Origin of the sequence: Streptomyces sp. NBC_01689 (genome assembly GCF_036250675.1) — a bacterium.
Lineage (GTDB): Bacteria > Actinomycetota > Actinomycetes > Streptomycetales > Streptomycetaceae > Streptomyces.
In genome coordinates, this window is sequence record NZ_CP109592.1 from 6,892,395 (window position 1) to 6,916,151 (window position 23,757).

The 23,757-nt window shown below is 72.9% G+C and carries 21 protein-coding genes; 10 read left to right on the forward strand and 11 right to left on the reverse strand.

Features of this window, described 5'->3' with window-relative positions:
* Nucleotides 1-42: 42 nt before the first annotated feature.
* Nucleotides 43-825 (reverse strand): adenosylcobinamide-GDP ribazoletransferase, encoded by a 783-nt coding sequence (locus OG776_RS29405; protein WP_148013648.1) that lies wholly within the window; start codon nucleotides 823-825, stop codon nucleotides 43-45.
* Nucleotides 826-899: 74 nt separating this feature from the next.
* Here OG776_RS29405 and OG776_RS29410 point away from each other — a divergent pair, with 74 nt between their 5' ends.
* On the forward strand, nucleotides 900-1,667 hold the full coding sequence (locus OG776_RS29410) for a hypothetical protein (protein ID WP_148013647.1): 768 nt from the start codon (nucleotides 900-902) through the stop codon (nucleotides 1,665-1,667).
* Here the strand turns inward: OG776_RS29410 and OG776_RS29415 are convergent.
* The 3 genes from OG776_RS29415 to cobT form a co-directional block, all read right to left on the reverse strand.
* A complete protein-coding gene (locus OG776_RS29415; RefSeq protein WP_187285993.1) occupies nucleotides 1,604-2,329 on the reverse strand; it encodes a hypothetical protein in 726 nt (241 codons plus the stop codon). The two genes, OG776_RS29410 and OG776_RS29415, sit on opposite strands and share 64 nt — an antisense overlap.
* Nucleotides 2,326-4,122, reverse strand: coding sequence for a phosphatidylglycerol lysyltransferase domain-containing protein (locus OG776_RS29420; protein WP_329322793.1), 1,797 nt, complete (start codon nucleotides 4,120-4,122; stop codon nucleotides 2,326-2,328). Before OG776_RS29420 ends, OG776_RS29415 begins: the two co-directional genes overlap by 4 nt.
* Before the next feature lie 264 nt (nucleotides 4,123-4,386).
* The gene (gene cobT / locus OG776_RS29425; protein ID WP_329322794.1) at nucleotides 4,387-5,472 is read right to left on the reverse strand and encodes a nicotinate-nucleotide--dimethylbenzimidazole phosphoribosyltransferase; all 1,086 of its coding nucleotides are present in this window, start codon (nucleotides 5,470-5,472) and stop codon (nucleotides 4,387-4,389) included.
* Nucleotides 5,473-5,624: 152 nt separating this feature from the next.
* Between cobT and OG776_RS29430 the strand changes: the two genes are divergently transcribed.
* Complete coding sequence (locus tag OG776_RS29430; protein WP_329322795.1) at nucleotides 5,625-6,689, forward strand: class I SAM-dependent methyltransferase; 1,065 nt, start codon at nucleotides 5,625-5,627, stop codon at nucleotides 6,687-6,689.
* A 19-nt stretch (nucleotides 6,690-6,708) separates the two neighbouring features.
* Here OG776_RS29430 and OG776_RS29435 read toward each other — a convergent pair whose 3' ends face one another.
* Entirely contained in the window at nucleotides 6,709-7,908 is a 1,200-nt protein-coding gene (locus OG776_RS29435) for a bifunctional adenosylcobinamide kinase/adenosylcobinamide-phosphate guanylyltransferase (RefSeq protein ID WP_148013644.1), read from the reverse strand.
* Between the two features lie 113 nt (nucleotides 7,909-8,021).
* Here OG776_RS29435 and OG776_RS29440 point away from each other — a divergent pair, with 113 nt between their 5' ends.
* Nucleotides 8,022-8,234, forward strand: a complete 213-nt coding sequence (locus tag OG776_RS29440) for a hypothetical protein (RefSeq protein ID WP_148013643.1) — start codon at nucleotides 8,022-8,024, stop codon at nucleotides 8,232-8,234.
* 55 nt (nucleotides 8,235-8,289) lie between these two features.
* Here OG776_RS29440 and OG776_RS29445 read toward each other — a convergent pair whose 3' ends face one another.
* Together OG776_RS29445 and OG776_RS29450 are read right to left on the reverse strand one after the other, a co-directional pair.
* A complete protein-coding gene (locus OG776_RS29445) occupies nucleotides 8,290-8,991 on the reverse strand; it encodes a class I SAM-dependent methyltransferase (RefSeq protein ID WP_148013642.1) in 702 nt (233 codons plus the stop codon).
* 83 nt (nucleotides 8,992-9,074) lie between these two features.
* On the reverse strand, nucleotides 9,075-9,701 hold the full coding sequence (locus OG776_RS29450; RefSeq protein ID WP_148013641.1) for a DUF3043 domain-containing protein: 627 nt from the start codon (nucleotides 9,699-9,701) through the stop codon (nucleotides 9,075-9,077).
* 269 nt (nucleotides 9,702-9,970) lie between these two features.
* Here OG776_RS29450 and OG776_RS29455 point away from each other — a divergent pair, with 269 nt between their 5' ends.
* The 5 genes from OG776_RS29455 to OG776_RS29475 all read left to right on the forward strand — a co-directional run bounded on the left by OG776_RS29455 (nucleotide 9,971) and on the right by OG776_RS29475 (nucleotide 16,686).
* Nucleotides 9,971-10,762, forward strand: coding sequence for a PspA/IM30 family protein (locus OG776_RS29455; RefSeq protein ID WP_148014105.1), 792 nt, complete (start codon nucleotides 9,971-9,973; stop codon nucleotides 10,760-10,762).
* Nucleotides 10,763-10,802: 40 nt separating this feature from the next.
* The gene (gene pspAA / locus OG776_RS29460) at nucleotides 10,803-11,081 is read left to right on the forward strand and encodes a PspA-associated protein PspAA (RefSeq protein ID WP_148013640.1); all 279 of its coding nucleotides are present in this window, start codon (nucleotides 10,803-10,805) and stop codon (nucleotides 11,079-11,081) included.
* A gap of 236 nt (nucleotides 11,082-11,317) precedes the next feature.
* Nucleotides 11,318-12,538: a sensor histidine kinase gene (locus tag OG776_RS29465; RefSeq protein ID WP_187285992.1), complete on the forward strand. Its 1,221-nt coding sequence runs from the start codon at nucleotides 11,318-11,320 to the stop codon at nucleotides 12,536-12,538.
* Nucleotides 12,535-13,218 (forward strand): response regulator, encoded by a 684-nt coding sequence (locus OG776_RS29470; RefSeq protein ID WP_148013638.1) that lies wholly within the window; start codon nucleotides 12,535-12,537, stop codon nucleotides 13,216-13,218. Before OG776_RS29465 ends, OG776_RS29470 begins: the two co-directional genes overlap by 4 nt.
* A 336-nt stretch (nucleotides 13,219-13,554) precedes the next feature.
* On the forward strand, nucleotides 13,555-16,686 hold the full coding sequence (locus OG776_RS29475; RefSeq protein ID WP_148013637.1) for an efflux RND transporter permease subunit: 3,132 nt from the start codon (nucleotides 13,555-13,557) through the stop codon (nucleotides 16,684-16,686).
* 194 nt (nucleotides 16,687-16,880) lie between these two features.
* Here the strand turns inward: OG776_RS29475 and nadA are convergent, their stop codons facing one another.
* Nucleotides 16,881-18,065 (reverse strand): quinolinate synthase NadA, encoded by a 1,185-nt coding sequence (gene nadA, locus OG776_RS29480; protein WP_148013636.1) that lies wholly within the window; start codon nucleotides 18,063-18,065, stop codon nucleotides 16,881-16,883.
* A 309-nt stretch (nucleotides 18,066-18,374) separates the two neighbouring features.
* Here nadA and OG776_RS29485 point away from each other — a divergent pair, with 309 nt between their 5' ends.
* The gene (locus tag OG776_RS29485) at nucleotides 18,375-18,731 is read left to right on the forward strand and encodes a HesB/IscA family protein (protein WP_148013634.1); all 357 of its coding nucleotides are present in this window, start codon (nucleotides 18,375-18,377) and stop codon (nucleotides 18,729-18,731) included.
* A 208-nt stretch (nucleotides 18,732-18,939) separates the two neighbouring features.
* Here the strand turns inward: OG776_RS29485 and OG776_RS29490 are convergent, their stop codons facing one another.
* Nucleotides 18,940-20,505, reverse strand: a complete 1,566-nt coding sequence (locus OG776_RS29490) for a hypothetical protein (RefSeq protein WP_329322796.1) — start codon at nucleotides 20,503-20,505, stop codon at nucleotides 18,940-18,942.
* A 225-nt stretch (nucleotides 20,506-20,730) separates the two neighbouring features.
* Entirely contained in the window at nucleotides 20,731-20,940 is a 210-nt protein-coding gene (locus tag OG776_RS29495) for a hypothetical protein (protein WP_148013633.1), read from the reverse strand.
* Between the two features lie 134 nt (nucleotides 20,941-21,074).
* Between OG776_RS29495 and OG776_RS29500 the strand changes: the two genes are divergently transcribed.
* The gene (locus OG776_RS29500; protein ID WP_148013632.1) at nucleotides 21,075-22,049 is read left to right on the forward strand and encodes a carbohydrate kinase family protein; all 975 of its coding nucleotides are present in this window, start codon (nucleotides 21,075-21,077) and stop codon (nucleotides 22,047-22,049) included.
* A 13-nt stretch (nucleotides 22,050-22,062) separates the two neighbouring features.
* Here the strand turns inward: OG776_RS29500 and OG776_RS29505 are convergent, their stop codons facing one another.
* Nucleotides 22,063-23,445: a cysteine desulfurase/sulfurtransferase TusA family protein gene (locus OG776_RS29505; RefSeq protein WP_148013631.1), complete on the reverse strand. Its 1,383-nt coding sequence runs from the start codon at nucleotides 23,443-23,445 to the stop codon at nucleotides 22,063-22,065.
* Nucleotides 23,446-23,757 lie beyond the last annotated feature (312 nt).

Here is a 23,757-nt window from a genome sequence, read left to right on the forward strand (position 1 = left end):
GGCCGGGCGACGCGCCGACGGAACCGCCCCGGTGACCGGCGGTCAGCCGAGGCAGCACACCACCAGGGCCGTGGTCGCCGCCGTCTCGGCGAGGCCGCCGAAGACGTCACCCGTGACGCCGCCGAAGCGGCGCGTGCAGTGGCGCAGCAGGAGTTCGGCCGCCGCGCAGGCGGCCACCACCGCGAGCGCGGAGCGGACCAGGTCGTACGTGCCCAGCGACGCGCCCGCGCAGGCCGCCGCGGCGACGACGGCGAGCGCCACCGGCAGGGCGGCGCGCACCGGCACGGTGCCCGCGACCGCCGCGCCGAGCCCCTCGGGACGGGCCGGGGGCACCCCGGTGCGTGCCGCCAGGGTGAGCGCGAGCCGGGCCGCGGCCGCCGAGACGACGGCCGCCAGCACACCGCGCCCCCACGAGGATCCGTAGGCCTGGAAGAGCGCGGCGACCTGGGCGAGCAGCACGAGCAACACCGTGATCACGCCGAACGGGCCGATGTCGGACTGCTTCATGACGCGCAGCGCGTCCGGCGCGGGCTTCCCGCTGCCGAGGCCGTCCGCCGTGTCGGCGAGCCCGTCGAGATGGAGTCCGCGGGTGAGCACCGCCGGTACGGCGACGGTGGCGACGGCCGCGAGCAGCGGGCCGGCTCCGGCCGCGAGCAGCGCCACGCCCACCAGGGCGGCGCCCGCCCCGACGGCCAGTCCGGCCACGGGGGCGCACAGCATTCCGGCGCGTGCCGCCTCGCGGTCCCAGCGGGTCACCTCGACGGGGAACACGGTCAGGGTGCCGAAGGCGAAGCGCAGGCCGTGGGGGACAGGGGTCGCGGACACCGGCGCAGGTTACCCGGGAGGGCGGCGGGCGGGTACGGCGGCCGGGGGCAACAGGCATGGATAAAGTGCCCGATATGGGTCATTGGCTGCACCGGAACATCATCGAGCCGGGGAAACTGCCCCTGTTGCTGGCGCTCGGCTCCTTCGTGCTGACCTTTGTGATCACCCGGGTCGTCGTCCGGCTCATCCGCGCGGGCAAGGGGCCGTTCGGCAACGTGAAGGCGGGCGGCCTGCACATCCACCACGTGGTCCCCGGTGTCGTCCTGACGGTGGTCGGTGGCTTCGGCGCGGTGGCCAGTGTCCGGCCGGGCCTCGGTGCCTCGGTGTTCGCCGTGGTGTTCGGGATGGGCGCGGGGCTGGTGCTGGACGAGTTCGCGCTGATCCTGCACCTGGACGACGTGTACTGGACGGAGGAGGGCCGCAAGAGCGTCGAGGTCGTGCTGATCACGGCGGCCCTGGTCGGGCTGGTGCTCGGCGGGTTCCTGCCGTTCGGGGTCAACGACCTGAGCCAGCAGGAGCTGCAGGACCGCGGCGGCGTCATCGTCAGCGTCGCGGTGAACTTCCTCTTCGCCCTGCTCGCCCTCGGCAAGGGCAAGGCCCGGATGGCGATCTTCGGCGTGATCGTCCCGTTCCTCGCCCTGGTCGGAGCGGTCCGGCTGGCCCGGCCCGCCTCGCCCTGGGCCCGGCGCTTCTACCGCCGCAGGCCGCGGGCCCGGGCCCGGGCGATGCTGCGCGCCTACCACCACGACCGTCGCTGGGCGGGCCCGCGCCGCAGACTTCAGGACCTGATCGGCGGGAAGCCGGATCCGCTGCCCGTGCGGCTGCCGCCCGGACGCCGGTGACGCCGCCGCCGGCAACGAGGACGACGCAGCGCGGAGATCCCGCAGAGCACGAGGGCCACGGCGAGCGCGGCGATGTGCTCCCGTCCCGCGAGGTTCCCCTTGACCGTCACCTCGACCGCCATCGCCACGATCACCACCGCGGCCGTACCGTACGCGCGATAGCGCCAGGCCACGAAGACGGCGAGACCGACCACGGCCGCGGACGGCCCGGTGTCCACGACCCGGGCGTCCGCCGCGGGCAGCCCCAGCGGGTGGCCGGGGCCGAGCGCGACCGCGATACGCGCGTAGAGCGTGCCGGCCAGCGTGGCGGCGTACGCGATGAGGAGCATCCGCCACCAGCCGAGGCAGATCTCGGCGATCCCGAACACCACCAGGATCTGGATCAGCGCCCCCCAAACCGGCAGGTCCAGTGCGGGTACGAAGAGGGAGAGCGGGGTGCGCAGCAGGGCGAGCCCGAGGGGTTCGTCGGCCTGTACGGAGCCGATGTCCTGGACGAACCGGTAGCCCCAGGACCGGTTCTGCACGAACTGCAGGAGGCCCGTCAGGAGAACGGCCCCGAGGGTCACGGGAACGGCTCGCAGACGTCGTGCCTCCAGGCCCCGGCGCACGGTGACGAGGAGCGGTCCCCATTCCGTGCGGGCCAGACGGGCGAGCGTGTTCATCTATGCGACTCGAGGTGCTTGCGGTGCAGCCACTTCGGCAGGCCGGGAGCCTCCAGGAACCCTTCCGCGCGGGCGGACGCGACGCCGATGCGCAGCAGGTCCGCGCTCTTCTCGAAGAGCAGGAACCGGGGTTCCCAGATCGGCCGGTACTTGGCGTTGGCGCGGTAGAGCGATTCGATCTGCCACCAGCGCGAGAAGAAACTGAGCAGGGAACGCCACAGTCGCAGCACCGGCCCCGCGCCCAGCCGGGCGCCGCGCTCGAAGACGGACCGGAACATGGCGAAGTTGAGCGAGACCTGCGTGATCCCGATGTCCTTGGCGCGGCGCAGGAGTTCGATCACCATGAACTCCATCAGCCCGTTCTCGGAGTCGCGGTCGCGTCGCATGAGGTCGAGGGAGAGCCCTCGCGGGCCCCACGGCACGAAGGACAGCAAGGCCCTCAACTCGCCTTCCCCGTCCGTGCATTCGAGCATCACGCACTGTCCGTCGTCGGGGTCGCCGAGCCGTCCGAGCGCCATGCTGAACCCGCGTTCGGTGGCGCCGTCGCGCCAGTCGTCGGCGCGCTCCAGGAGGTGGGCCATCTCCGCGGCCGGGATGTCGTCGTGGCGCCGGATGCGTACCCGGTACCCGGCACGCGCCACCCGGTTGTAGGCCTGCCGGACGGTGCGCATGGCCCGTCCCTCGAGGGTGAACTCGGCGGTCTCCACGATGGCTTCGTCGCCCAGTTCCAGGGCGTCGAGGCCGTGCCGGGAGTAGACGGTCCCGGCCTCCTCGCTCGCGCCCATCACCGCGGGGATCCAGCCGTGCGCGCGGGCCTCGGCGAGCCAGGGCTCGATGGCGCCGGGCCACGCCTCCGGATCGCCCAGCGGGTCGCCGGAGGCCAGCGAGACCCCGCCGACGACCCGGTACGCCACCGCCGCCTTGCCGGTCGGCGACCAGACCACGCTCTTCTCCCGGCGCAGCGCGAAGTAGCCCAGCGAGTCCCGGTCGCCGTTCTTGTCGAGCAGGACCCGCAGCCGCTTCTCGTCGTCCTCGGTGAGCGGGTCGACGGCGCGGCGGGAACGGAAGGCCGCGTAGAAGACGGCGAGGACCAGCAGGGTGCTGAGCACGTTGATGGTGACGTTGACCCAGTTGGCGATCGCCAGCCCGTGGAAGCGGGAGTCGTCGGCGGCGACCGAGACCAGCCGCAGGGTGCCGTAGCGCCAGCGTTCGGAGAAGGCGGAACGGGTCGCGTCCGGCGCGCTGTTGGTGACCGTCACCAGCAGTGCCGCGAGCAGGGAGCAGACGAGCAGGCCGCCGGTGGCGACGGCCGCGGCGAGCTTCGGGTTCGAGCGGTCGCCCTTGGCGTAGAACTCGCGGCGGCCCACGACGAGCGAGGCGACGAACGCCGAGGTCAGGGCCAGCGAGATCCAGTTCTGGGCGGACCGGCGGATCTCCGGGAAGGCCATCGCGACGGCGAACAGCAGCAGGAAGAGACCGCTCAGGACGAAGTTCAGGATCCAGGCGGCCCGCTTGCGCCGGCGCATGGTGACGGCGAGGAACATCGTGAACACACCCGAGGCGAACCCCGCCGTCAGCAGGTACGGGGTGAAGAGGTTCTCGGTGTTGTGGCGCCGCACGTCCTGACCGAGCGTCACCCAGGCGGCGCTCAGGAAGTTGATGAACGTGACCGCTCGCAGGTACCAGACGGTGAAGCCGGCGGCTCTGCGCGAGGCGCGGGTGGACCCGCGGTCCCCTTCGCCCCGACGGACCGGGGTCCGCACCTGTTCGACGGCAATTCGGACATCTCCCATAATGCGCGATGATATGGGGCACTGTGCTCCGCGTGGAGGAAGGGCGGGGCGCGGTTCCCTGCGGGGCCGGGAGAGGCGGGGGCGGTGGGGTGGTGGGGCCCGGGTGCGGGCCGGCGGGGCCCGGCCGCGCGGCTCCCCGGGCCCCTCAGGGGTGGTGGGGCCGGGCGGTCGGCGGTTCGTGGCGGATCGCGCGGACTCCCGCGCCTCTCGGGAGGCGCGGGTGGCCGGGCGGGGGACCCGGTCGGGGCGTGGTGCCCCTGAGGGTCACTCGTCGTCGGCGGCGGGGGCCGGGTCGGCGGTGGGGGCGGGACGTACGGGGAGCTCCGCGGCGAGCGCGGCCGCCGCCTGGACGAGGGGCAGGGCAAGGAGCGCGCCCGCGCCCTCGCCGACCGTGACCCCGTGGTCGAGGAGCGGTTCGAGCGCCATCCGGTCCAGCGCCTTCGCCTGGGCCGGCTCCCCGCTGCTCTGTCCGGCCAGCCACCAGTCCGGCGCCCGGAAGGCGACCCGCTGCCCGACCAGGGCGCACGCGGCCGAGACGACCCCGTCGAGAACGACCGGCATCTTCCGCACCGCGCTCTGCAGCAGGAACCCGGTCATCGCGGCGAGATCCGCCCCGCCGACCACGGCGAGCAGCTGCAGCTGATCCCCGAGCACGGGCCGGGCCCGCCGCAACGCGTCCCGCACCGCGGCGCACTTGCGCATCCACGCGAGGTCGTCGATGGCCTGTCCGCCCCGCCCGGTGACGACGGACGCGTCGGTCCCGCACAGGGCCGCGACCAGCACGGCCGCCGCGGTCGTCCCGCCGACGCTCACGTCGCCGAGCACCACCAGGTCCGTACCGGAGTCCGCCTCCTCGTCCGCGACGGCGACACCCGCCCGGAACGCCGCCTCGGCCTCCTCCGTGCTCAGCGCGTCCTCGACGTCGATCCGCCCCGAACCGCGCCGCACCCGGTGCCGTACGACCTCGGCGGGCAGCTCCGCGGGGTCGCAGTCCAGCGCCATGTCGACCACCCGGACCGGGACACCGAGCCGGCGGGCCAGCACCGCGGCCGGACTCGCGCCCTCCAGCACCGCCCGCACCAACCGGTCCGCGGTGCCCGCGGGCCGCGCGGACACGCCGAGTCCGGCGATTCCGTGGTCGCCAGCGAACAGCACCGCGCGCGGACGCTCGATCGGCCGCACGGGCACCGAGCCCTGCGCCGCGGCCAGCCACTCGCCCAGGTCGTCCAGGCGGCCCAGGGCCCCGGGCGGCACGATCTGGCGCTCCCGGCGCGCCTCGGCGTCGCGGCGCACCCCGCCGTCCGGGCGCTCGATCAGATCGGTGAAGTCGTCGAGATTAAGCGAGCTCATTCGCCGAACAGTACCGGCAGCGATCGAACACGTCCGAGCCACGTCGTTGCGCCCCGGAACGTCATCTGATCCGTACCTTTTGTATCGGATTGCCCTACACCTGGTCCGCCGCCCATCGCCTTGTCGCCCCGCCGCCCCTCCCAGGAGCGCCCATGCCCCCCACGCCGTCCCCGACCGACGACCGACGCGCCGCCTACGCGGCCGAACTCGCCCGGGGCACCGACCGGTTCCACGAACCGCGCCGGGAGGACTGCCCCTGGTGCGGCTCGGACCGGCTGCGCACCCGGCTGCGCACACCGGACCTCGCCCAGCGCAAACCCGGCACGTTCGTCGTCGACGAGTGCGGGGACTGCGCCCACGCCTTCCAGAACCCCCGGCTCACCGCGGAGGGACTGGCCTTCTACCACCGGGACTTCCACGAGACGCCCGACGGCCTCGCCGACCGGCTCCTCGGCGCCCGCGGCAGCAGCGGCCGGCACCGCGCGGCCGCCCGCGCCCTCCTGCCGTACGCGGAACCGGAGAGCTGGCTGGACGTCGGCACCGGACACGGGTACTTCCCGGCCGCCGCCAAGGAGGTCCACCCGTACACCTCCTTCGACGGGCTCGACCCCACCCGGCGCGTCGAGAAGGCCAGGGCGGCCGGGCGGATCGAGGAGGCCCACCGCGGCCGGCTCGTCGACCCCCGGATCACCGGCAGGCTGCGCGCCCGGTACGACGTCGTCAGCATGTTCCACCATCTGGAGCACACCCCCGACCCGCGCGAGGAACTGCGCGCCGCCCTGGTGACGCTGCGGCCCGGCGGCCACCTCCTTGTCGAAGTCCCCGACCCCGACTGCGCGTTCGGCGCGCTGCTGGGCAAGTGGTGGGTGTCGCACGGCCAGCCGCGCCATCTCCACCTCATGCCGCTGCCCAACCTGCTGGCCGAACTGGAGTCCCAGGGCTGCGAGATCGTCGCGACGGACCGCCGCGCACCGCACATCCCCTACGACCTCGCGGGCGCCCTCGCGCTCGCCCTCGGCCGGATCCTGCCCGACCTCGACGCCCCCTGGCGCCCGGCGCCGCCGAGCTCCCCGCGGCGCAGGCTGCACGCCGTCCTGACCGGGGTGACGGCTCCGCTGCTCGCCTCGGCCTCCGCCCTGGACCACACCTTCGCCCCGCTCCTGCGGCGCACCCGCTTCTCGAACGCGTACCGGATCATCGCCCGCCGCCGGCCATGAGCCGGGGGCGCCACGGCGATCAGCCCCGCAGCACCAGGGCCTGCCCCGCCACCACCAGCAGCAGGTGCTCGCACTCCGCCCCGAACCCGGCGTTCAGACGCCCGAGTTCGTCGCGGTAGCGGCGGCCGGAAGCGGTGGCCGGGACGATCCCGGAGCCGACCTCGTTGGAGACGGCGACCAGGGTGCGGCGGGTCGCGCGGACGGCGGCGGTGAGCTCCTCCACGCGGGCGCGCAGCGCGCGTTCGCCGCCACCGGCCCACTCCGCGTCGTCCCAGGCGTTCACGGAGTCCATCGCGTCCGTCAGCCACAGCGACAGACAGTCGACGAGCAGCGGCGGCCCCTCCTCCGCCAGCAGGGGCACGAGGTCGCAGGTCTCCGTGGTGCGCCAGGAACCGGGGCGCCGCTCGCGGTGCGCGCTCACCCGGGACGCCCACTCGGTGTCCCCGCCGCGGGTGCCGCCCGTCGCCACGTACAGCACGTCCGGGAAGGACTCCAGCCGGCGTTCCGCCTCGACGGACTTGCCGGAGCGCGCGCCGCCGAGCACCAGGGTGCGCCGCGGCACGTCGGGGACGTCCTCGTACACGCCGACGTCCAGCGTCGTCCCGTCCGGCACCGCGCGGGCGCCCGCCGCCGCGAGCCGCCGCCGCAGTTCGGGGCCCGGCGGCACCTCGTGGTCGAGGTGCACCGCGATCACGTCCGTCGTCGGCCCGACGGCCCCCACCGCCCGCAGCTTCGCCAGCGCGTCCGGCCGGCCCACCACGTCGAGGGCCACCATGGCGTACGGGGCGCCGCCGTCGTCGAGTCCGGCGGGGGCCGCGCCCGGCGGCAGGTACAGCAGCCGCTGTCCGTCCGGGCCGGTCACCGCGTACCCCGTGCCCGGGGCGTCCATCGGCACCGCCCGCACCCGGTGCCCGGTCAGCAGGGTCAACTCGCTGCCGTCCGGAACCCGCACCGGCTGCGGCAGCCCCGCCGGCACCTCGACCGCGGGCCCGTCGTGCGGATGGGAGAGCAGCACCTGCCGCACGCCGCCGAGCGTGTGCCCGGCGCGCGCGGCCGCGAACGCCGCGCCCGGTGTCAGGTCGAGCAGCAGGGTGCCGTCCACGAGCAGCGCGGTGGCCGCCCGCGCGTCCTCGCCGAGCGCGTTCGCGCAGGACGAGCAGGGGCAGGAGGGGCGGGGGAGGCCCTCGGGGGCACCGGTGCCGAGCAGAGTCAGTTCCACGGGGATGATTTTTCCGTGTCCCCGCAGGTCTTGCGCGCCCGGCTAGGCTTCGGACGGGAGCCGGATCTTGTCGGGCTCCCGCTGTGCAGTGTGCTCATACCTGGGAGGCGTACATGGCGGCATGGACGTGGCGGTTCGAGAAGTCCGACGGGACAGAGGTCCAACCCGCGGTGGAGCCCGAGGAGTTCACCACGCAGGGGGACGCGGAGTCCTGGATCGGCGAGGTGTGGAAGGACCTCCTGGCGGGCGGGGCCGACCAGGTGTTCCTCTTCGAGGACAGCACGCAGATCTACGGGCCGATGAGCCTGCACGCCGAGCCCGAGTAGGCCGGTAGGGGTCGCCGGGGCCACCGGAACCGGCTCCGGCGACCCGGCCGCGCCCTCAGCCCCGTACGCCGCACAGGTGCAGCAGCGCCGCCACCTGACGGTAGGGGTCGGTCCGTCCGGCCCGCTCCTCCGCGGCCAGCAGACCCTCCAGGTCCTCGGGGACGGGTGCGCCGTCCGGCGCCACGTCCGTGAACACCCGCACGCCGTACCAGGCGTGCAAGGGCGCCCCGATCCCCGCCAGCGTCGAGGTCAGCGTGGCGAGCCGGTCGGCGCGGACCGCGAGCCCGAGCCGGTTGACGTAGGTGTCGGAGTCGAACGCGGCCAGCGTCGACGTCCAGTCCCCGTCCAGTCCGGGCCGCAGCGCCAGCGCGTCGGCGTTGCGCACCAGCAGCGACAGCAGCCCGCCCGGCGCCAGCATCCGCGCCAGGCCCGCGACCAGCGGGTCCGGCTCCTCGACGTACATCAGCACCCCGTGGCACAGCACCACGTCGAAACTGCCGGGCAGGAAGTGGACCCCGGTGTCCCGGCCGTCGCCCTCGATGAGCCGGACCCGGCCCCGGATGCCCTCGGGCTCGGCGGCCAGCGCCTCCCGGGCCACGGAAAGCATCCGCTTGTCCTGCTCCAGGCCGGTCACCTGATGCCCGGCGCGGGCCAGCCGCAGCGCCTGGGTGCCCTGGCCCATCCCGACGTCGAGCACCCGCAGCCGCTGCCCGACCGGGAAGCGGCCGGCTATCTGCTCGTCGAGCTGCCGGGCCACCAGCTCCTGCCGTACGACATCACGCAGCCCGCCCAGCTTGCTCAGCCAGGCGTCCGCCGCGTCTCCGGAGAAAGGCGTCGCGCTCAGGGCCGCTCTCCGCGCTTGACCTGCGGCTTCGGCAGCCGGAGTCGACGCATCTGGAGGGTGCGCATCAGCGCGTAGGGAACCGCGCCCTTCTTGGGCAGGTCCGGGAAGCGCGTGGCCAGCTGCTTCTTCAGACGGATCGCGATACCGATCGAGTCGACCACGATCATCACGATCACCACGAGCCACAGCAGCAGCGCGATGTTCTGCAGCGAGCCCACCCGCACCATGCTCAGCACGAGGATGACCACGGCCATCGGCAGGAAGAACTCCGCGACGCAGAAGCGCGAGTCCACGAAGTCGCGTGCGAACTTCCGCACCTGCCCCTTGTCACGGGCGGGCAGATAGCGCTCGTCCCCGCTGGCCAGCGCCTGACGTTGCTTCTCCAGCTGGACTCGGCGCTCGTCACGCTGACGCTTGGCGGCCTCCTTGCGCGTCGTCGGCGTCTGGGCGACGCTGCGACGCTGGGTCTGGGCCTCACTGCGCTTCGGCGTGGGGCGGCCCTTGGGGGCCTGCGGGTGACGGGTCTGCTTGGAGTCGGTCACCTGCGCCTTGTCGGCGGGGGCCTTCTCTTCCTTGGCACGGCTACGGAACACAAAACCCAAGGGTACGGGGTGCGGCGGCATGGACGTCGTGCGAGGGGGGAACGATCCGGCAACACCGTACGTCTGTAGGGGGACACAGGGGACGTTGTTCCCGGGGGGACGCGAAGGGGACGCGGGGGGCCACCCCGGGTTCTCCCTACTCCCTACGCCGGAGCGGCACCGCACGCACTCGTCCTTGGGGATGAGCGCATCCGTCCCCGAACAGTGCGGTAATGGATGCAGGGCCCGTACTGTGGGTTCTGTTGCAGTACCTGGAGCTGGAGTCCGTCAGAAGGGGGCGCGCGAAGCCCATGAGCGGTGTCATGAAGCGTATGGGGATGATCTTCCGCGCGAAGGCGAACAAGGCCCTTGACCGGGCCGAGGACCCGCGCGAAACCCTCGATTACTCGTACCAGAAGCAGCTGGAGCTGCTCCAGAAGGTGCGCCGGGGCGTCGCCGACGTGGCGACCTCCCGCAAACGCCTGGAACTGCAGCTCAACCAGCTCCAGGGTCAGTCCAGCAAGCTGGAGGACCAGGGCCGCAAGGCGCTCGCGCTCGGCCGGGAGGACCTGGCCCGTGAGGCGCTCTCCCGCCGTGCCGCGCTCCAGCAGCAGGTGACGGACCTGGAGACCCAGCACCAGACCCTCCAGGGCGAGGAGGAGAAGCTCACCCTCGCGGCGCAGCGGCTCCAGGCCAAGGTCGACGCCTTCCGCACGAAGAAGGAGACCATCAAGGCCACGTACACCGCGGCCCAGGCGCAGACCCGCATCGGGGAGGCCTTCTCCGGCATCTCCGAGGAGATGGGCGACGTCGGGATGGCCATCCAGCGTGCCGAGGACAAGACCGCGCAGCTGCAGGCCCGCGCGGGTGCCATCGACGAGCTGCTCGCCTCCGGCGCCCTCGACGACCAGTCCGGGCTCGCCAAGGACGACATCCAGAGCGAGCTGGACCGGCTCTCCGGTGGTACGGATGTGGAACTGGAGTTGCAGCGCATGAAGGCCGAGCTGGCCGGCGGCTCCCCGCAGCAGGCCATCGAGGGCGGTACGGGACAGGGGCAGGACCGGTCCCAGCCGCAGGACACCCCGCGCTTCGACAAGCAGTAGCAGCGGCGACCGACCGGGACCCACGCCTGAGGAGGGCGACATGATCGTACGGATCATGGGGGAGGGGCAGGTGAGGCTGGACGACGGCCACCTCACCGAGCTGAACAAGCTGGACGACGAGTTGCTCGCCGAGGTGGAGGGCGGTGACGAGGCCGGGTTCCGGCGCACGCTGACCGCCCTTCTCGACGCCGTCCACCGTCTCGGCACGCCGTTGCCCGACGACGCGCTGGAGCCGTCGGGGCTGATCCTTCCGTCGCCGGAGGCCACGCTCGCGGAGGTCCGCGAGATGCTCGACGACGACGGCTTGATCCCCGGCTGAACCCTTCGACATCTCCAGCCCGTCCGGCGCTCGAGGACTAGCCCTTCGGGCGATGGCGGGGGTCCCGGGGCGGACCCCCTGGTGGGGCGCGGGCCGGCCACTCAGCCCGTCCGGCGCTTGACGACGAGGCCGTCCAGGCCGATGCGGGGGCCCGGGGGCGGCAGCCCCCGGACAGGGAACGCCGGCCACCTGGGCACCCGTTCCGCTCCCCGCAGGGGCCCCGTACCGTGAACGAAGTGAGCACCCTAGAGCGCACGAGGTGCAGAGTCCGCGCGCACCCGACGGTCCTGGACGCCGCCCTGGCGACCGGCGTACTCCTGGCCATGACGGCCAGTTCCTTCGTGGACCCGCACGGCGACGACGGATCGGGCTGGGGCACCCGCACCCCCGGCTCCCTCAGCCTCGTGCTGATGGTGCTCGGCGCCGCGGCCCTGGTGTTCCGCCGTCGCGCCCCTCTCGCGGTCCTCGCCGCGACCGGCGCGCTGTCCGTCGTGGAACTGGTCGCCAGCGACCCCCGCACCCCGGTGGTGATGTCCGCCGTCGTCGCCCTCTTCACCGTCGCGTCGGCCACCGACCGGCCCACCACCTGGCGGGTCGGCCTGCTCACGATGACCGTGCTCACCGCCTGCGCGATGCTCGCCGGCCCCCTGCCCTGGTACGCGCAGGAGAACCTCGGCATCTTCGCCTGGACGGGCATGGCCGCCGCCGCGGGCGACGCCGTCCGCAGCCGCCGCGCCTTCGTCCACGCCATCCGGGAACGCGCCGAGCGCGCGGAACGCACCCGCGAGGAGGAGGCCAGGCGCCGCGTCGCCGAGGAGCGGCTGCGCATCGCCCGCGATCTCCACGACGTCGTCGCCCACCACATCGCGCTCGTGAACGTGCAGGCCGGGGTCGCCGCCCATGTCATGGACAAGCGTCCGGACCAGGCCAAGGAGGCACTGGCCCACGTACGGGAGGCCAGCCGCTCCGCCCTGAACGAGCTGCGCGCCACCGTGGGCCTGCTGCGCCAGTCCGGGGACCCCGAGGCCCCCACCGAGCCGGCCCCCGGCCTCGCCCGCCTCGACGAACTCGCCGACACCTTCCGCAACGCGGGGCTCCCCGTCGAGGTGGCCCGCGCCGACCACGGCACCACCCTCCCCGCGGCGGTCGACCTCGCCGCCTACCGGGTCATCCAGGAAGCCCTCACCAATGTGCGGAAACACGCGGGCCCCACGGCGAAGGCCGAGGTAAGCGTCGTACGCGTGGGTCCGAACGTGGAGGTGTCCGTCCTCGACGACGGCCCCGGGCAGGACGACGGTCCGGAGGAGGGCGGCGGCCACGGGCTGCTGGGGATGCGGGAGCGGGTCGGCGCCCTCGGCGGCACCTGCTCGGCCGGTCCCCGGTACGGAGGCGGCTTCCGCGTCCATGCGATCCTTCCGGTCAAGACCCGCACGCCTGCCCTGGGGGACCCCGCATGACCATCCGTGTCCTGCTCGCCGACGACCAGGCGCTGCTGCGCAGCGCGTTCCGCGTACTCGTCGACTCGGAGCCCGACATGGAGGTCGTGGGGGAGGCGTCCGACGGCGCCGAGGCGGTGCGGCTCGCCGGGGAGACGCGCGCCGACGTGGTGCTGATGGACATCCGGATGCCGGGCACCGACGGACTCGCCGCGACCCGGCTGATCAGCGCGGATCCGGCACTCGCGCAGGTGCGGGTGGTCATGCTGACGACCTTCGAGGTCGACGAGTACGTGGTCCGGTCGCTGCGGGCCGGGGCCTCCGGGTTCCTCGGCAAGGGCGCCGAGCCGGACGAGCTGCTGAACGCCATCCGGATCGCGGCGGGCGGCGAGGCGCTGCTGTCCCCGGCGGCCACCAAGGGGCTGATCGCCAAGTTCCTCGCGCAGGGCGACGGCGCGGACGAGGAGCGCGACCCCGGCCGCGCCGAGCGGCTGAACGCGCTCACCGGGCGTGAGCGGGAGGTGCTCGTCCAGGTCGCGGGGGGCCACTCCAACGACGAGATCGCCGAGCGGCTGGCGGTCAGCCCGCTCACGGTGAAGACGCATGTCAACCGCGCCATGGCGAAACTCGGTGCCCGCGACCGGGCGCAGCTCGTCGTCGTCGCGTACGAGTCGGGACTGGTACGTCCAAGGGTGGAGTGAACTTCACCGGGCCGTACTGCGCCCGCAGTAGGTTCCGCATAAGGAAATAGACCCAGGGGCGACGGATCGGCGCCGGCCGATGGCTCATGGTGGCAGGAGAGCGCTCACCTGTACGGCGCGGCCGGCGCGCCGGCCCGTCGCGGGCACGTACGCGTTCGCCCGCCGTCTGCCGTCAGTCCCGCTCAGCCCACCCCTGTCGACTCAGCCGACCACATCCGTCACGCACGCCACACACCCGCGCCACGCGCTCACGCCACACACCCGCACCAGGCACCGCACTACCGCACCACACAGTCACGCCAGTTCCTCACGCCACGGAAGAGAGACCCCCCACCCATGTCCTGGCTGTCCAGATTCAGCCTCGCGCAACGGGCCCTCATCGGGCTGATGTCGATCGTCGCGCTCGCGTTCGGAGCGATCGCGATCCCCCAGCTCAAGCAGCAGTTGCTGCCCACCATCGAACTGCCCATGGTGTCCGTGCTCGCGCCGTACCAGGGTGCGTCTCCCGACGTGGTCGAGAAGCAGGTCGTCGAGCCCATCGAGGACACCCTCGAAGGCGTCGACGGCATCACCGGTGTCACCTCCACCGCCGCCGAGGGCAACGCCGTGATCCGCGCGTCCTTCGACTACGGCAACGACACCAAGCAGCTCGTCGCCGACGTCCAGCAGGCCGTCAACCGGGCCCGCACGCAGCTCCCGGACGCCGTCGACCCGCAGGTCATCGCGGGTTCCACGGACGACATCCCGACCGTGGTGCTCGCCGTCACGTCCGACAAGGACCAGCAGGCCCTGTCCGACCTGCTCGACCGCACGGTCGTGCCGGACCTCAAGGGCGTCGACGGCGTCGGCCAGGTGACGGTGGACGGCGTACGGGACCTCCAGGTCACCGTGGTGCCGGACGACAGGAGGATGGCGGCCGCGGGACTGACCCCGGGCGCTCTCGGCCAGGCCCTGCAGGCGGGCGGCGCGACCGTGCCGGCCGGTTCCTTCGACGAGGACGGCAGCAACCGGACCGTCCAGGTCGGCGGCGGCTTCACCTCGCTGAGGCAGATCCAGGACCTGATGGTCACGGGCGCGAAGGGCGGAAAGCCGGTGCGGCTGTCCTCCGTCGCGACGGTCCGGCAGGAGCCGTCCAAGGCCGACTCCCTCACCCGCACGGACGGCCGGCCGAGCCTCGCCGTGAACGTCACCATGGACCACGACGGCAGCGCGGTCGCCATCTCCGACGCGGTCAAGGACAAGCTGCCCGGCATGCGCAAGGACCTGGGCACCGGGTCGGCGATCACCGTCGTCAGCGACCAGGGCCCGGCCGTGTCCAAGTCGATCAAGGGTCTGACGACCGAGGGCGGGCTCGGCCTGCTCTTCGCGGTCCTGGTCATCCTGGTCTTCCTGGCGTCGGTCCGCTCGACGCTGGTCACCGCGGTGTCCATCCCGCTGTCCGTGGTGCTGGCGCTGATCGTGCTCTGGACCCGTGACCTGTCGCTGAACATGCTCACGCTGGGCGCGCTCACCATCGCGATCGGCCGGGTCGTCGACGACTCGATCGTCGTCCTGGAGAACATCAAGCGGCACCTCGGCTACGGCGAGGAGCGCGAGGAGGCCATCCTCAAGGCGGTGCGCGAGGTGGCGGGCGCGGTCACGTCCTCGACGCTCACAACGGTCGCCGTCTTCCTGCCCATCGGCCTCACCGGCGGCATGGTGGGCGAGCTGTTCGGCTCGTTCAGCCTGACGGTCACGGCGGCGCTGCTGGCGTCCCTGATCGTCTCCCTGACCGTCGTCCCGGTTCTCTCGTACTGGTTCCTGCGGCCCCCGAAGGACATGCCGGCGGACGCCGACGAGGCGCGCCGCACGGCCGAGGAGAAGGAGGCGCGCAGCCGTCTGCAGCGCTTCTACGTCCCCGTCCTGCGCTTCGCCACCCGCCGGCGCCTGACGAGCGTGGCGATCGCCGCGGCGGTCCTGGTCGGCACCTTCGGCATGGCGCCGCTGCTGAAGACGAACTTCTTCGACCAGGGCGAGCAGGAGGTCCTCACCCTCAAGCAGGAGCTGAAGCCGGGCACCAGCCTGGCGGCGACCGACGCGCAGGCGAAGAAGGTCGAGCGGCTGCTCGACGGCGTCAAGGGCGTCAAGGACTACCAGGTCACGGTCGGCTCGTCCGGGTTCATGGCCGCCTTCGGCGGCGGCACGGACACCAACCAGGCCTCGTACCAGGTCATGCTGGAGGACTCGGCGTCCGCGACCGACGTCCAGAAGCGGATCGAGGACGGACTCGGCAAGCTCTCCGGCATCGGTACGACGACGGTCGCGGCCGGTGACGGCTTCGGCAACCAGGACCTCAGCGTGGTCGTGAAGGCGGCCGACGGGCAGGTTCTGCGCAAGGCGGCGGAGCAGGTGCGCGCCGAGGTCGCGAAGCTCGACGACGTCACGGACGTCACCAGCGACCTGGCGCGGAGCGTTCCGCGCATCTCGGTGAAGGCCAACTCCAAGGCCGCCGCGGCCGGTTTCGACGACGCCACGCTGGGCGCCGCCGTCGGCGAGGCGGTGCGCGGCACCACGAGCGGCAAGGCGATCCTGGACGACACCGAGCGGGACGTCGTCATCAGGTCGGCGAAGCCGGCCGAGTCGCTGGCCGGGCTCCGGGACCTGCGTCTGGGCGCGGTGAAGCTCGGTGACATCGCGGACGTGAAGCTGGTGGACGGCCCGGTCTCGATGACCCGGATCGACGGGCAGCGGGCCGCGACGATCACGGCGAAGCCGACCGGGGACAACACGGGCGCGGTCAGCTCCGCGCTCACCGCGAAACTGGACGCGCTCAAGCTGCCGGCCGGGGCGACCGCCGAGATCGGCGGGGTCTCGCAGAACCAGGACGACGCGTTCAAGAACCTCGGCCTGGCGATGCTGGCGGCCATCGCGATCGTCTTCATGCTGCTGGTCGCGACCTTCCGCTCGCTGGTCCAGCCGCTGATCCTGCTCGTCTCGATCCCGTTCGCGGCGACGGGCGCGATCGGACTGCTGGTCGTCACGGGCACCCCGATGGGTGTCCCGGCGATGATCGGCATGCTGATGCTGATCGGCATCGTGGTGACGAACGCGATCGTGCTGATCGACCTCATCAACCAGTACCGCCGACAGGGGTACGGAGTGGTCGAGGCCGTGGTGGAGGGCGGCCGTCACCGTCTCCGCCCGATCCTCATGACGGCCCTGGCGACGATCTTCGCCCTGCTGCCGATGGCGCTCGGTGTCACCGGCGAGGGCGGCTTCATCGCGCAGCCGCTGGCGGTCGTCGTCATCGGCGGCCTGATCAGCTCGACCCTGCTGACGCTGCTGCTGGTCCCGACGCTCTACGCGATGCTCGAACTCCGCAAGGAACGGCGGGCGGGGAAGAAGGCGCGCAAGCGGGCGCAGAAGGCCGGCGCCGCACCGGAGGCGCCGTCCGTCCCGGACGACGAGCCGGAACCGGCGAAGGTCTGAGGGATCCGCACGGCCCCCGGGCCGAGGGGCCGCCGGCCTCTCGGCCCGGGGGACGGAAACGGCCAGGGCCCGCCCGGCACCATGAGGTGCCGTGCGGGCCCTGGCCGTTCGGCGGTCCGTACCCGTACGTGGGCCCGCCGGAGCCGGTCACGGCCGACGGGCCCGGCGGGATCCTGGCGGGCCGTCCGCCGGGGTTACGGCAGCGCCAGCATCCGCTCCAGCGCCAGCTTCGCGTACCGCTCCGTCTCCCGGTCCACCTCGATGCGGTTGACCAGGTTGCCCTCGGCCAGCGACTCCAGGGTCCACACCAGGTGGGGCAGGTCGATGCGGTTCATGGTCGAGCAGAAGCAGACCGTCTTGTCGAGGAAGACGATCTCCTTGCCCTCGGGGGCGAAACGATTCGCGAGCCGGCGTACGAGATTCAGCTCCGTGCCGATCGCCCACTTCGAACCGGCGGGGGCCGCCTCCAGGGCCTTGATGATGTACTCCGTGGAGCCGACGTGGTCCGCGGCGTCGACGACCTCGTGCTTGCACTCGGGGTGCACGAGCACGTTCACACCGGGGATGCGCGCGCGCACGTCGTTCACCGAGTCCAGGCTGAAGCGGCCGTGCACCGAGCAGTGGCCGCGCCACAGGATCATCTTCGCGTCGCGCAGCTGCTCCGCGGTCAGGCCGCCGTTCGGCTTGTGGGGGTTGTAGAGGACGCAGTCCTCCAGCGACATCCCCAGGTCACGGACGGCGGTGTTGCGGCCGAGGTGCTGGTCGGGCAGGAAGAGGACCTTCTCGCCCTGCTCGAAGGCCCACTCCAGGGCCCGCTGGGCGTTGGACGACGTGCAGATCGTGCCGCCGTGCCTGCCGGTGAACGCCTTGATGTCGGCGGACGAGTTCATGTACGAGACGGGGACGACCCGGTCGGCGACCCCGGCCTCGGTCAGCACGTCCCAGCACTCGGCGACCTGCTCGGCCGTCGCCATGTCGGCCATGGAGCAGCCGGCGGCGAGGTCGGGCAGGACCACCTTCTGGTCGTCGGTGGTCAGGATGTCCGCGGACTCCGCCATGAAGTGCACACCGCAGAAGACGATGTACTCGGCCTCGGGGCGCGCGGCGGCTTCCCGGGCGAGCTTGAACGAGTCGCCCGTGACATCCGCGAACTGGATGACCTCGTCGCGCTGGTAGTGGTGGCCGAGCACGAAGACTTTGTCCCCGAGCTTCTCCTTCGCCGCTCGCGCGCGCTCCACCAGGTCCGGGTCGGACGGGGAGGGGAGGTCGCCGGGGCACTCGACGCCGCGCTCGCTCCTCGGGTCGGCCTCACGGCCGAGCAGCAGCAGGGCGAGGGGCGTCGGCTGTACGTCGAGCTCCTGGGTCTGGGCGGTGGTCACGACACGCACCCTTTCTGTTCTGCGGCTCGCCGGGTCACGAACGACTCGGCGGGACATGCGGGAGTAGCCTTTTCGTCTAAATGACGCTATCTATCATAACCGCTTCACGTCATGTTGACGATGTCCGCCGGGACCATGTGATGTGAATCCCTGAGGTTGTCCACAGGCCGCTGTGCGCGCTGATGCGCGTGTGCGAGCATGAGAGGGAACGGAGAACCAGAAGACAGACTCTCGGCCCGGAATGAATCCGCGGCCCCGGCGGTTGTTCCCGTCGGCAAGCAGTCTCCGAACAACCCGGGAGAGAAGCAGATGTCCGTATCGGACGAGACCACCACCGTGAGCGACGGCATCATGCTGTCCGACGCCGCCGCGGGCAAGGTCAAGGCCCTGCTCGACCAGGAAGGCCGCGACGATCTGGCACTGCGTGTCGCCGTTCAGCCCGGCGGCTGCTCCGGCCTGCGCTACCAGCTCTTCTTCGACGAGCGCTCCCTCGACGGCGATGTCGTCAAGGACTTCGGCGGCGTCAAGGTCGTCACCGACCGCATGAGCGCCCCGTACCTGGGCGGCGCCTCGATCGACTTCGTGGACACCATCGAGAAGCAGGGCTTCACGATCGACAACCCGAACGCGACGGGCTCCTGCGCCTGCGGCGACTCCTTCAGCTAGGCCCCCGCGGCCCCCTGCGACGGGCCGCGGACCACTGCTGGACACGGACGAAGGCGGCGTCCCCTCCGAGGGTGACGCCGCCTTCGCGTGTCCACGCCCGCACCCGCGGGCGTCTTCGCATGTCGGCGCCCGCACGGTGTGGGCCGTCGCGTCTCCGCGCCCGCGGGGCCTTCGCGTGTCCACGCCCGCACTCGCGCGGGCCGTTGCCCTACCGCACCAGCGGGTTCGGCGTGTGTGCCGCCCTCGGTGTCGCCGGTGTCATCGGCGTCGGCCGGGTCGGGGTCCTCGTCGACGCGCCGGGCGTCCTTCCCTCGTGGATCCTCCCGCCGTCCGGCCCCACGACCTTCCGGTCGCCGAGCGGCGCGTCCAGACGCACCGTCTTCTCGTAGACCTTGGCGATCATGATGCAGACCTTCCCCTGCCACGGGGACTCGGTCACCTCGACCGTCACCTCGTCCGCGCTCTCGTGCGCCGAGACGGAGTAGTCGGCGCACACCCCGCCGGTGAAGCTCACCGTCAGGTCCCGGCCGTGGGCGGTGTACCCCTCGACCCTGGCGTCACGGGACGCCGGACCGCCGGTCGGCCGCGGACTCGGCGTCCCCGGGGTCTCCGGCGAGGCCAGGTACCGGGGATCGACGGCCGGGAACGTCACGGTGAGGCGGGCGGAGGCCCCCTTCGGCCGGACCTCGAACAGCCAGGACGGCACCAGCGTCCGATGCCCGTCCACGAAGTGCGACGCCAGCCCGAAGACGGCCTTCTCGACGTTCACCGACTCCCGCCGCGGCAGCTCGGTCGACGCGCGGCACGGCGACTCGTCCCGGTCCTTCAGCGGCACGGCGCTCGCGCAGCCGCCCGGCCCGTTGCGCCCACCCCCCGGCGCCGAGGCCGGTCCCCGGGCGTTCATCAGACCGAGCGTCCGGCGCGCGTCGAGGACCGGGTACGAGTCGCCGCGCTCCGGTGTCTTCAGCAGGCCGTCGCCGCCCACCACCTGGCCCCCCGCGCCGATCTGGATCCCGGTGGTCCAGCCGTGGGTGGGCAGTCCGCCGACCTCGGGGTCCGCGTTCACCACACGTACGGCGCCCAAGAGCGTGCTCGCGTCGAGCTTCGCGTCGTCCTCGCCGAGCGCCTTCAGCACGGGCGCGGCGGCCTTCTTCGCGACCGCCTCGCTCACCGCGTGACTGCTCGGCGAGCCGGGGTCGGCGGTGCACACGGCGCCCTTGCAGTTGTCGGTGCCGGGCGCGTAGCGGCTGAACGTCCAGGTGCCGGGGGCCTGCCGGCTCACCTGGAGACTCGGGCCGGTGCCCTCCCCGCCCTGGCCGGTCTGCCAGGTGTCGCCGACGAGCCGCGGGGTGCCGGTGAGCCCCAGGGCGTCGGCCAGCTCGGTCACCTCGGCCGCGGTGACCGCGCCCTCCGGCGCGTAGACGGGCGCGGAGTCCGGGCCGTCGGGCAGTTTGCCGTCGGCGCGGTAGACCGGGCCGTACGGGTCGGGCTCACCGGGCGCGATTCCCCCCGTACCGCCGCCGGAACCGCCGCCCGGGGCACGGTCGAGGGCGAGCGGCGGGAGAGTGCGGTCACCGCCGGGCGACTGGGCGCCGCCGTGTCCGCCGCTGTCGAAGGCGGCCGTGGCCATGTACGCCCCGCCGCCCCCGACGAGCAGAACGGCGGCCGCGACGGAGGCGACGGCCACCGGGGAGTGCCGGCGGCGCGGCCTCGCCGTCCCGACGCCGTCCTCGGCGGGGTCGGTCGCTTCGTGGTCGGGTCGCTCGGTGCTCACCGCATCGCTCCTTCGGCTCCACTGCTGTCCGCGACGACCCGGCCCGGCCGGGAGACTCCCGGAGCGGGCGGAAAGGCCGTACGCCGCGTCCCTCTCGAAGGGGACGGCGATGGGACGCGGCGGGGGAGCGCGCGGTTCCCCGCGGGCGCTGTCCGTCCGCCCCCCAGCGCCCTCTCGGGCACGGAGGCGTCGGGGCACGGAGGCGTCGGGACGTGGAGCGCCGGATCAGTCGCCGTACTCGGACATGGCGTCCAGCAGGCGGGCGGAGGCGGGCGGCACGCGTACCCCGTGGATGCGGGACGGGGACACCGCCGCGGCGGCGGCCGGAGCCGGGGCCGCCCAGCGCCGGGCGGTCCGGGCGCAGTCGGCGCGCAGCGACGCCAGGTCGCCTTCGAGGTCGAGCGGAGCGGAGCCGTGGACCCTGAGGTTCGTCATGACGGAACCGTATGCACCGGAAGCGTTACGAAGAAAGACCTACTATCGGGTAGTTTTGCCCGCTTCAGAGGTCGGGCCGCGACCGGGTAGCGTGAACTGTCAACCCTCTCCCTTCGCAGGAGCGTGTCCTCGCCGTGCGTATCGCAGTCACCGGCTCCATCGCCACCGACCACCTCATGACCTTCCCCGGCCGTTTCGCCGACCAGCTGGTCGCGGACCAGCTGCACACGGTCTCCCTGTCCTTCCTCGTCGACAACCTCGACGTGCGCAGGGGCGGTGTCGGCGCGAACATCGCCTTCGGTATGGGTCAGCTGGGCACCAGGCCGATCCTGGTCGGGGCCGCGGGCTCCGACTTCGACGAATACCGTGCGTGGCTGGACCGCCACGGCGTCGACACCGGCTCCGTACGGATCTCCGAGGTGCTGCACACCGCGCGCTTCGTGTGCACCACGGACGCCGACCACAACCAGATCGGCTCCTTCTACACGGGCGCGATGAGCGAGGCCCGGCTGATCGAGCTGAAGGCGGTCGCGGACCGGGTCGACGGACTCGACCTCGTCCTCATCGGGGCGGACGACCCCGAGGCGATGCTGCGGCACACCGAGGAGTGCCGGTCCCGCTCGATCCCCTTCGCGGCCGACTTCTCCCAGCAGATCGCCCGGATGAACGGCGACGAGATCCGGATACTGCTGGACGGGGCGACCTACCTCTTCTCCAACGAGTACGAGAAGGGGCTCATCGAGTCCAAGACCGGCTGGAGCGACTCCGAGATCCTCTCCAAGGTCGGCCACCGCGTGACCACCCTCGGCGCGCGGGGCGTCCGCATCGAGCGCGTCGGCGAGGACCCGGTCGAGGTCGGCTGCCCCGACGAGGAGCGCAAGGCCGACCCGACGGGCGTCGGCGACGCGTTCCGCGCGGGCTTCCTGTCCGGGCTCGCCTGGGGCGTCTCCCTGGAGCGCGCCGCCCAGGTCGGCTGCATGCTCGCCACCCTGGTGATCGAGACGGTCGGCACCCAGGAGTACCAGCTGCGCCGCGCCCACTTCATGGACCGGTTCACCAAGGCGTACGGCGACGACGCCGCCCAGGAGGTCAGGGCCCACCTGGTCTAGGACGACGGCGGGGTCAGGACACCCGGCGGACCACGTAGACCGAGCCCCGGTCCGCCGGCTCCTCCCCGACGAACTCCTGACCCCGCATCGCGCACCACGCCGGGATGTCCAGGCGCGCCGCCTCGTCGTCCGCGAGGACCCGGACGGTGCCGCCGACCGGCACGTCGCCGATGACCCCGGCCAGTTCGATGACCGGGATCGGGCAGAGCTTGCCCAGGGCGTCCAGGACGAGCGAACCCGAGGGGGCGGACGCCGTACGGGGGGCCGTCGGGGCGCCGAGCTTCTCGCGCACCGCGGAGACCGCCGCCGGAAGCACCGACAGGAACCGGTCGACCTCCTCCGGCGGCGTGCCCGTCGGCAGCGACACCCGGACGTTGCCCTCGCTCAGCACCCCCATCGCCTTCAGCACATGGCTCGGGGTGAGCGTGCTGCTCGTACAGGACGAACCGGAGGAGACCGAGAACCCCGCCCGGTCCAGCTCGTGCAGGAGCGACTCCCCGTCGACATAGAGACAGGAGAAGGTGACGATCCCCGGCAGCCGGCCGGCCGGGTCGCCGACCACCTCCACGTCCGGGACGAGCACGGGGACCCGCGCCCGGATCCGGTCCGTCAGTTCCCGCAGCCGCGCCGCCTCCCCGGCCGCCTCCGCGCGCACGGCACGCAACGAGGCCGCCGCGGCCACCACGGCCGGAATGTTCTCGAAACCGGCCGCCCGCCCCGACTCCCTTTCGTCCAGGGGGCCTTGAGGGGCGAACCGGGCCCCCTTGCGCACGACGAGAAGCCCGACCCCCGAAGGGCCGCCCCACTTGTGGGCACTTGCCGTCAGCAGGGACCAGTCGCCCTCGACCCGCCCCCAGCCCAGCGACTGCGCCGCGTCCACCAGCAGCGGCACCCCCGCCGTCCGGCACGCCTCCGCGACCGCCGCCACCGGCTGCTCCGTGCCCACCTCATGGTTGGCGGACTGCAGACAGGCGAGCGCGGTGTCCGGGCGCAGGGCCTCGGCGTACCCGGAAGGGGACACCGCGCCCGTCCGGCCGACCGGGACATACGTCACCGTGCCGCCCGCCGCCTCATGGACCTCAGCCGAATGGAGTACCGACGAATGTTCGACGGCTGACACGATCAGGTGGCGTCCGACGCGTCGGCGGCCGGCCAGCGCACCCTCGATCCCGGAGTGCACGGCCCGGGTGCCGGAACTGGTGAAGACCAGTTCGTCCGGGCGGCAGCCCACGGCCTCGGCAGCCGCCTCGCGGGCCGCGTCGAGCAGCAGCCGGGCCCGCCGCCCCTCGCGGTAGAGCCGGGCCGGGTCGGCCCAGCCCTCGTCGAGCGAGGCCTGCAGGGCCTGTCGGGCGACGGGATGGAGGGGGGCGGCGGAAGCAGCGTCGAAGTAGGCCACACGCCCACGCTAAGGCCCCGGTCGGGGCGGCGCCCCGAGGGGGGCGAGGAACGGCACGGAGGGCCGGGACGGAGCCGTGGCCGCCGTGACACCCCCGGTCCGGGGCCTCCGGACGCCCCGAACCCCCGTCAGAAGTAGCCCGGAGCAGGGCAACCCACCCCCTTCGGCTGACCCGGCGGCGCGTTGGGCACCCTCCCCGCGCGACCTCAAATAGCGTCCAGTAGGGTTTGGTCCGCATAAACATCCAAACCCCTGCCCGTGTGCCAGGGCGGCGAGCGACCAGCGAGAAGGGCCGTAGCCAACCAGCGCGGG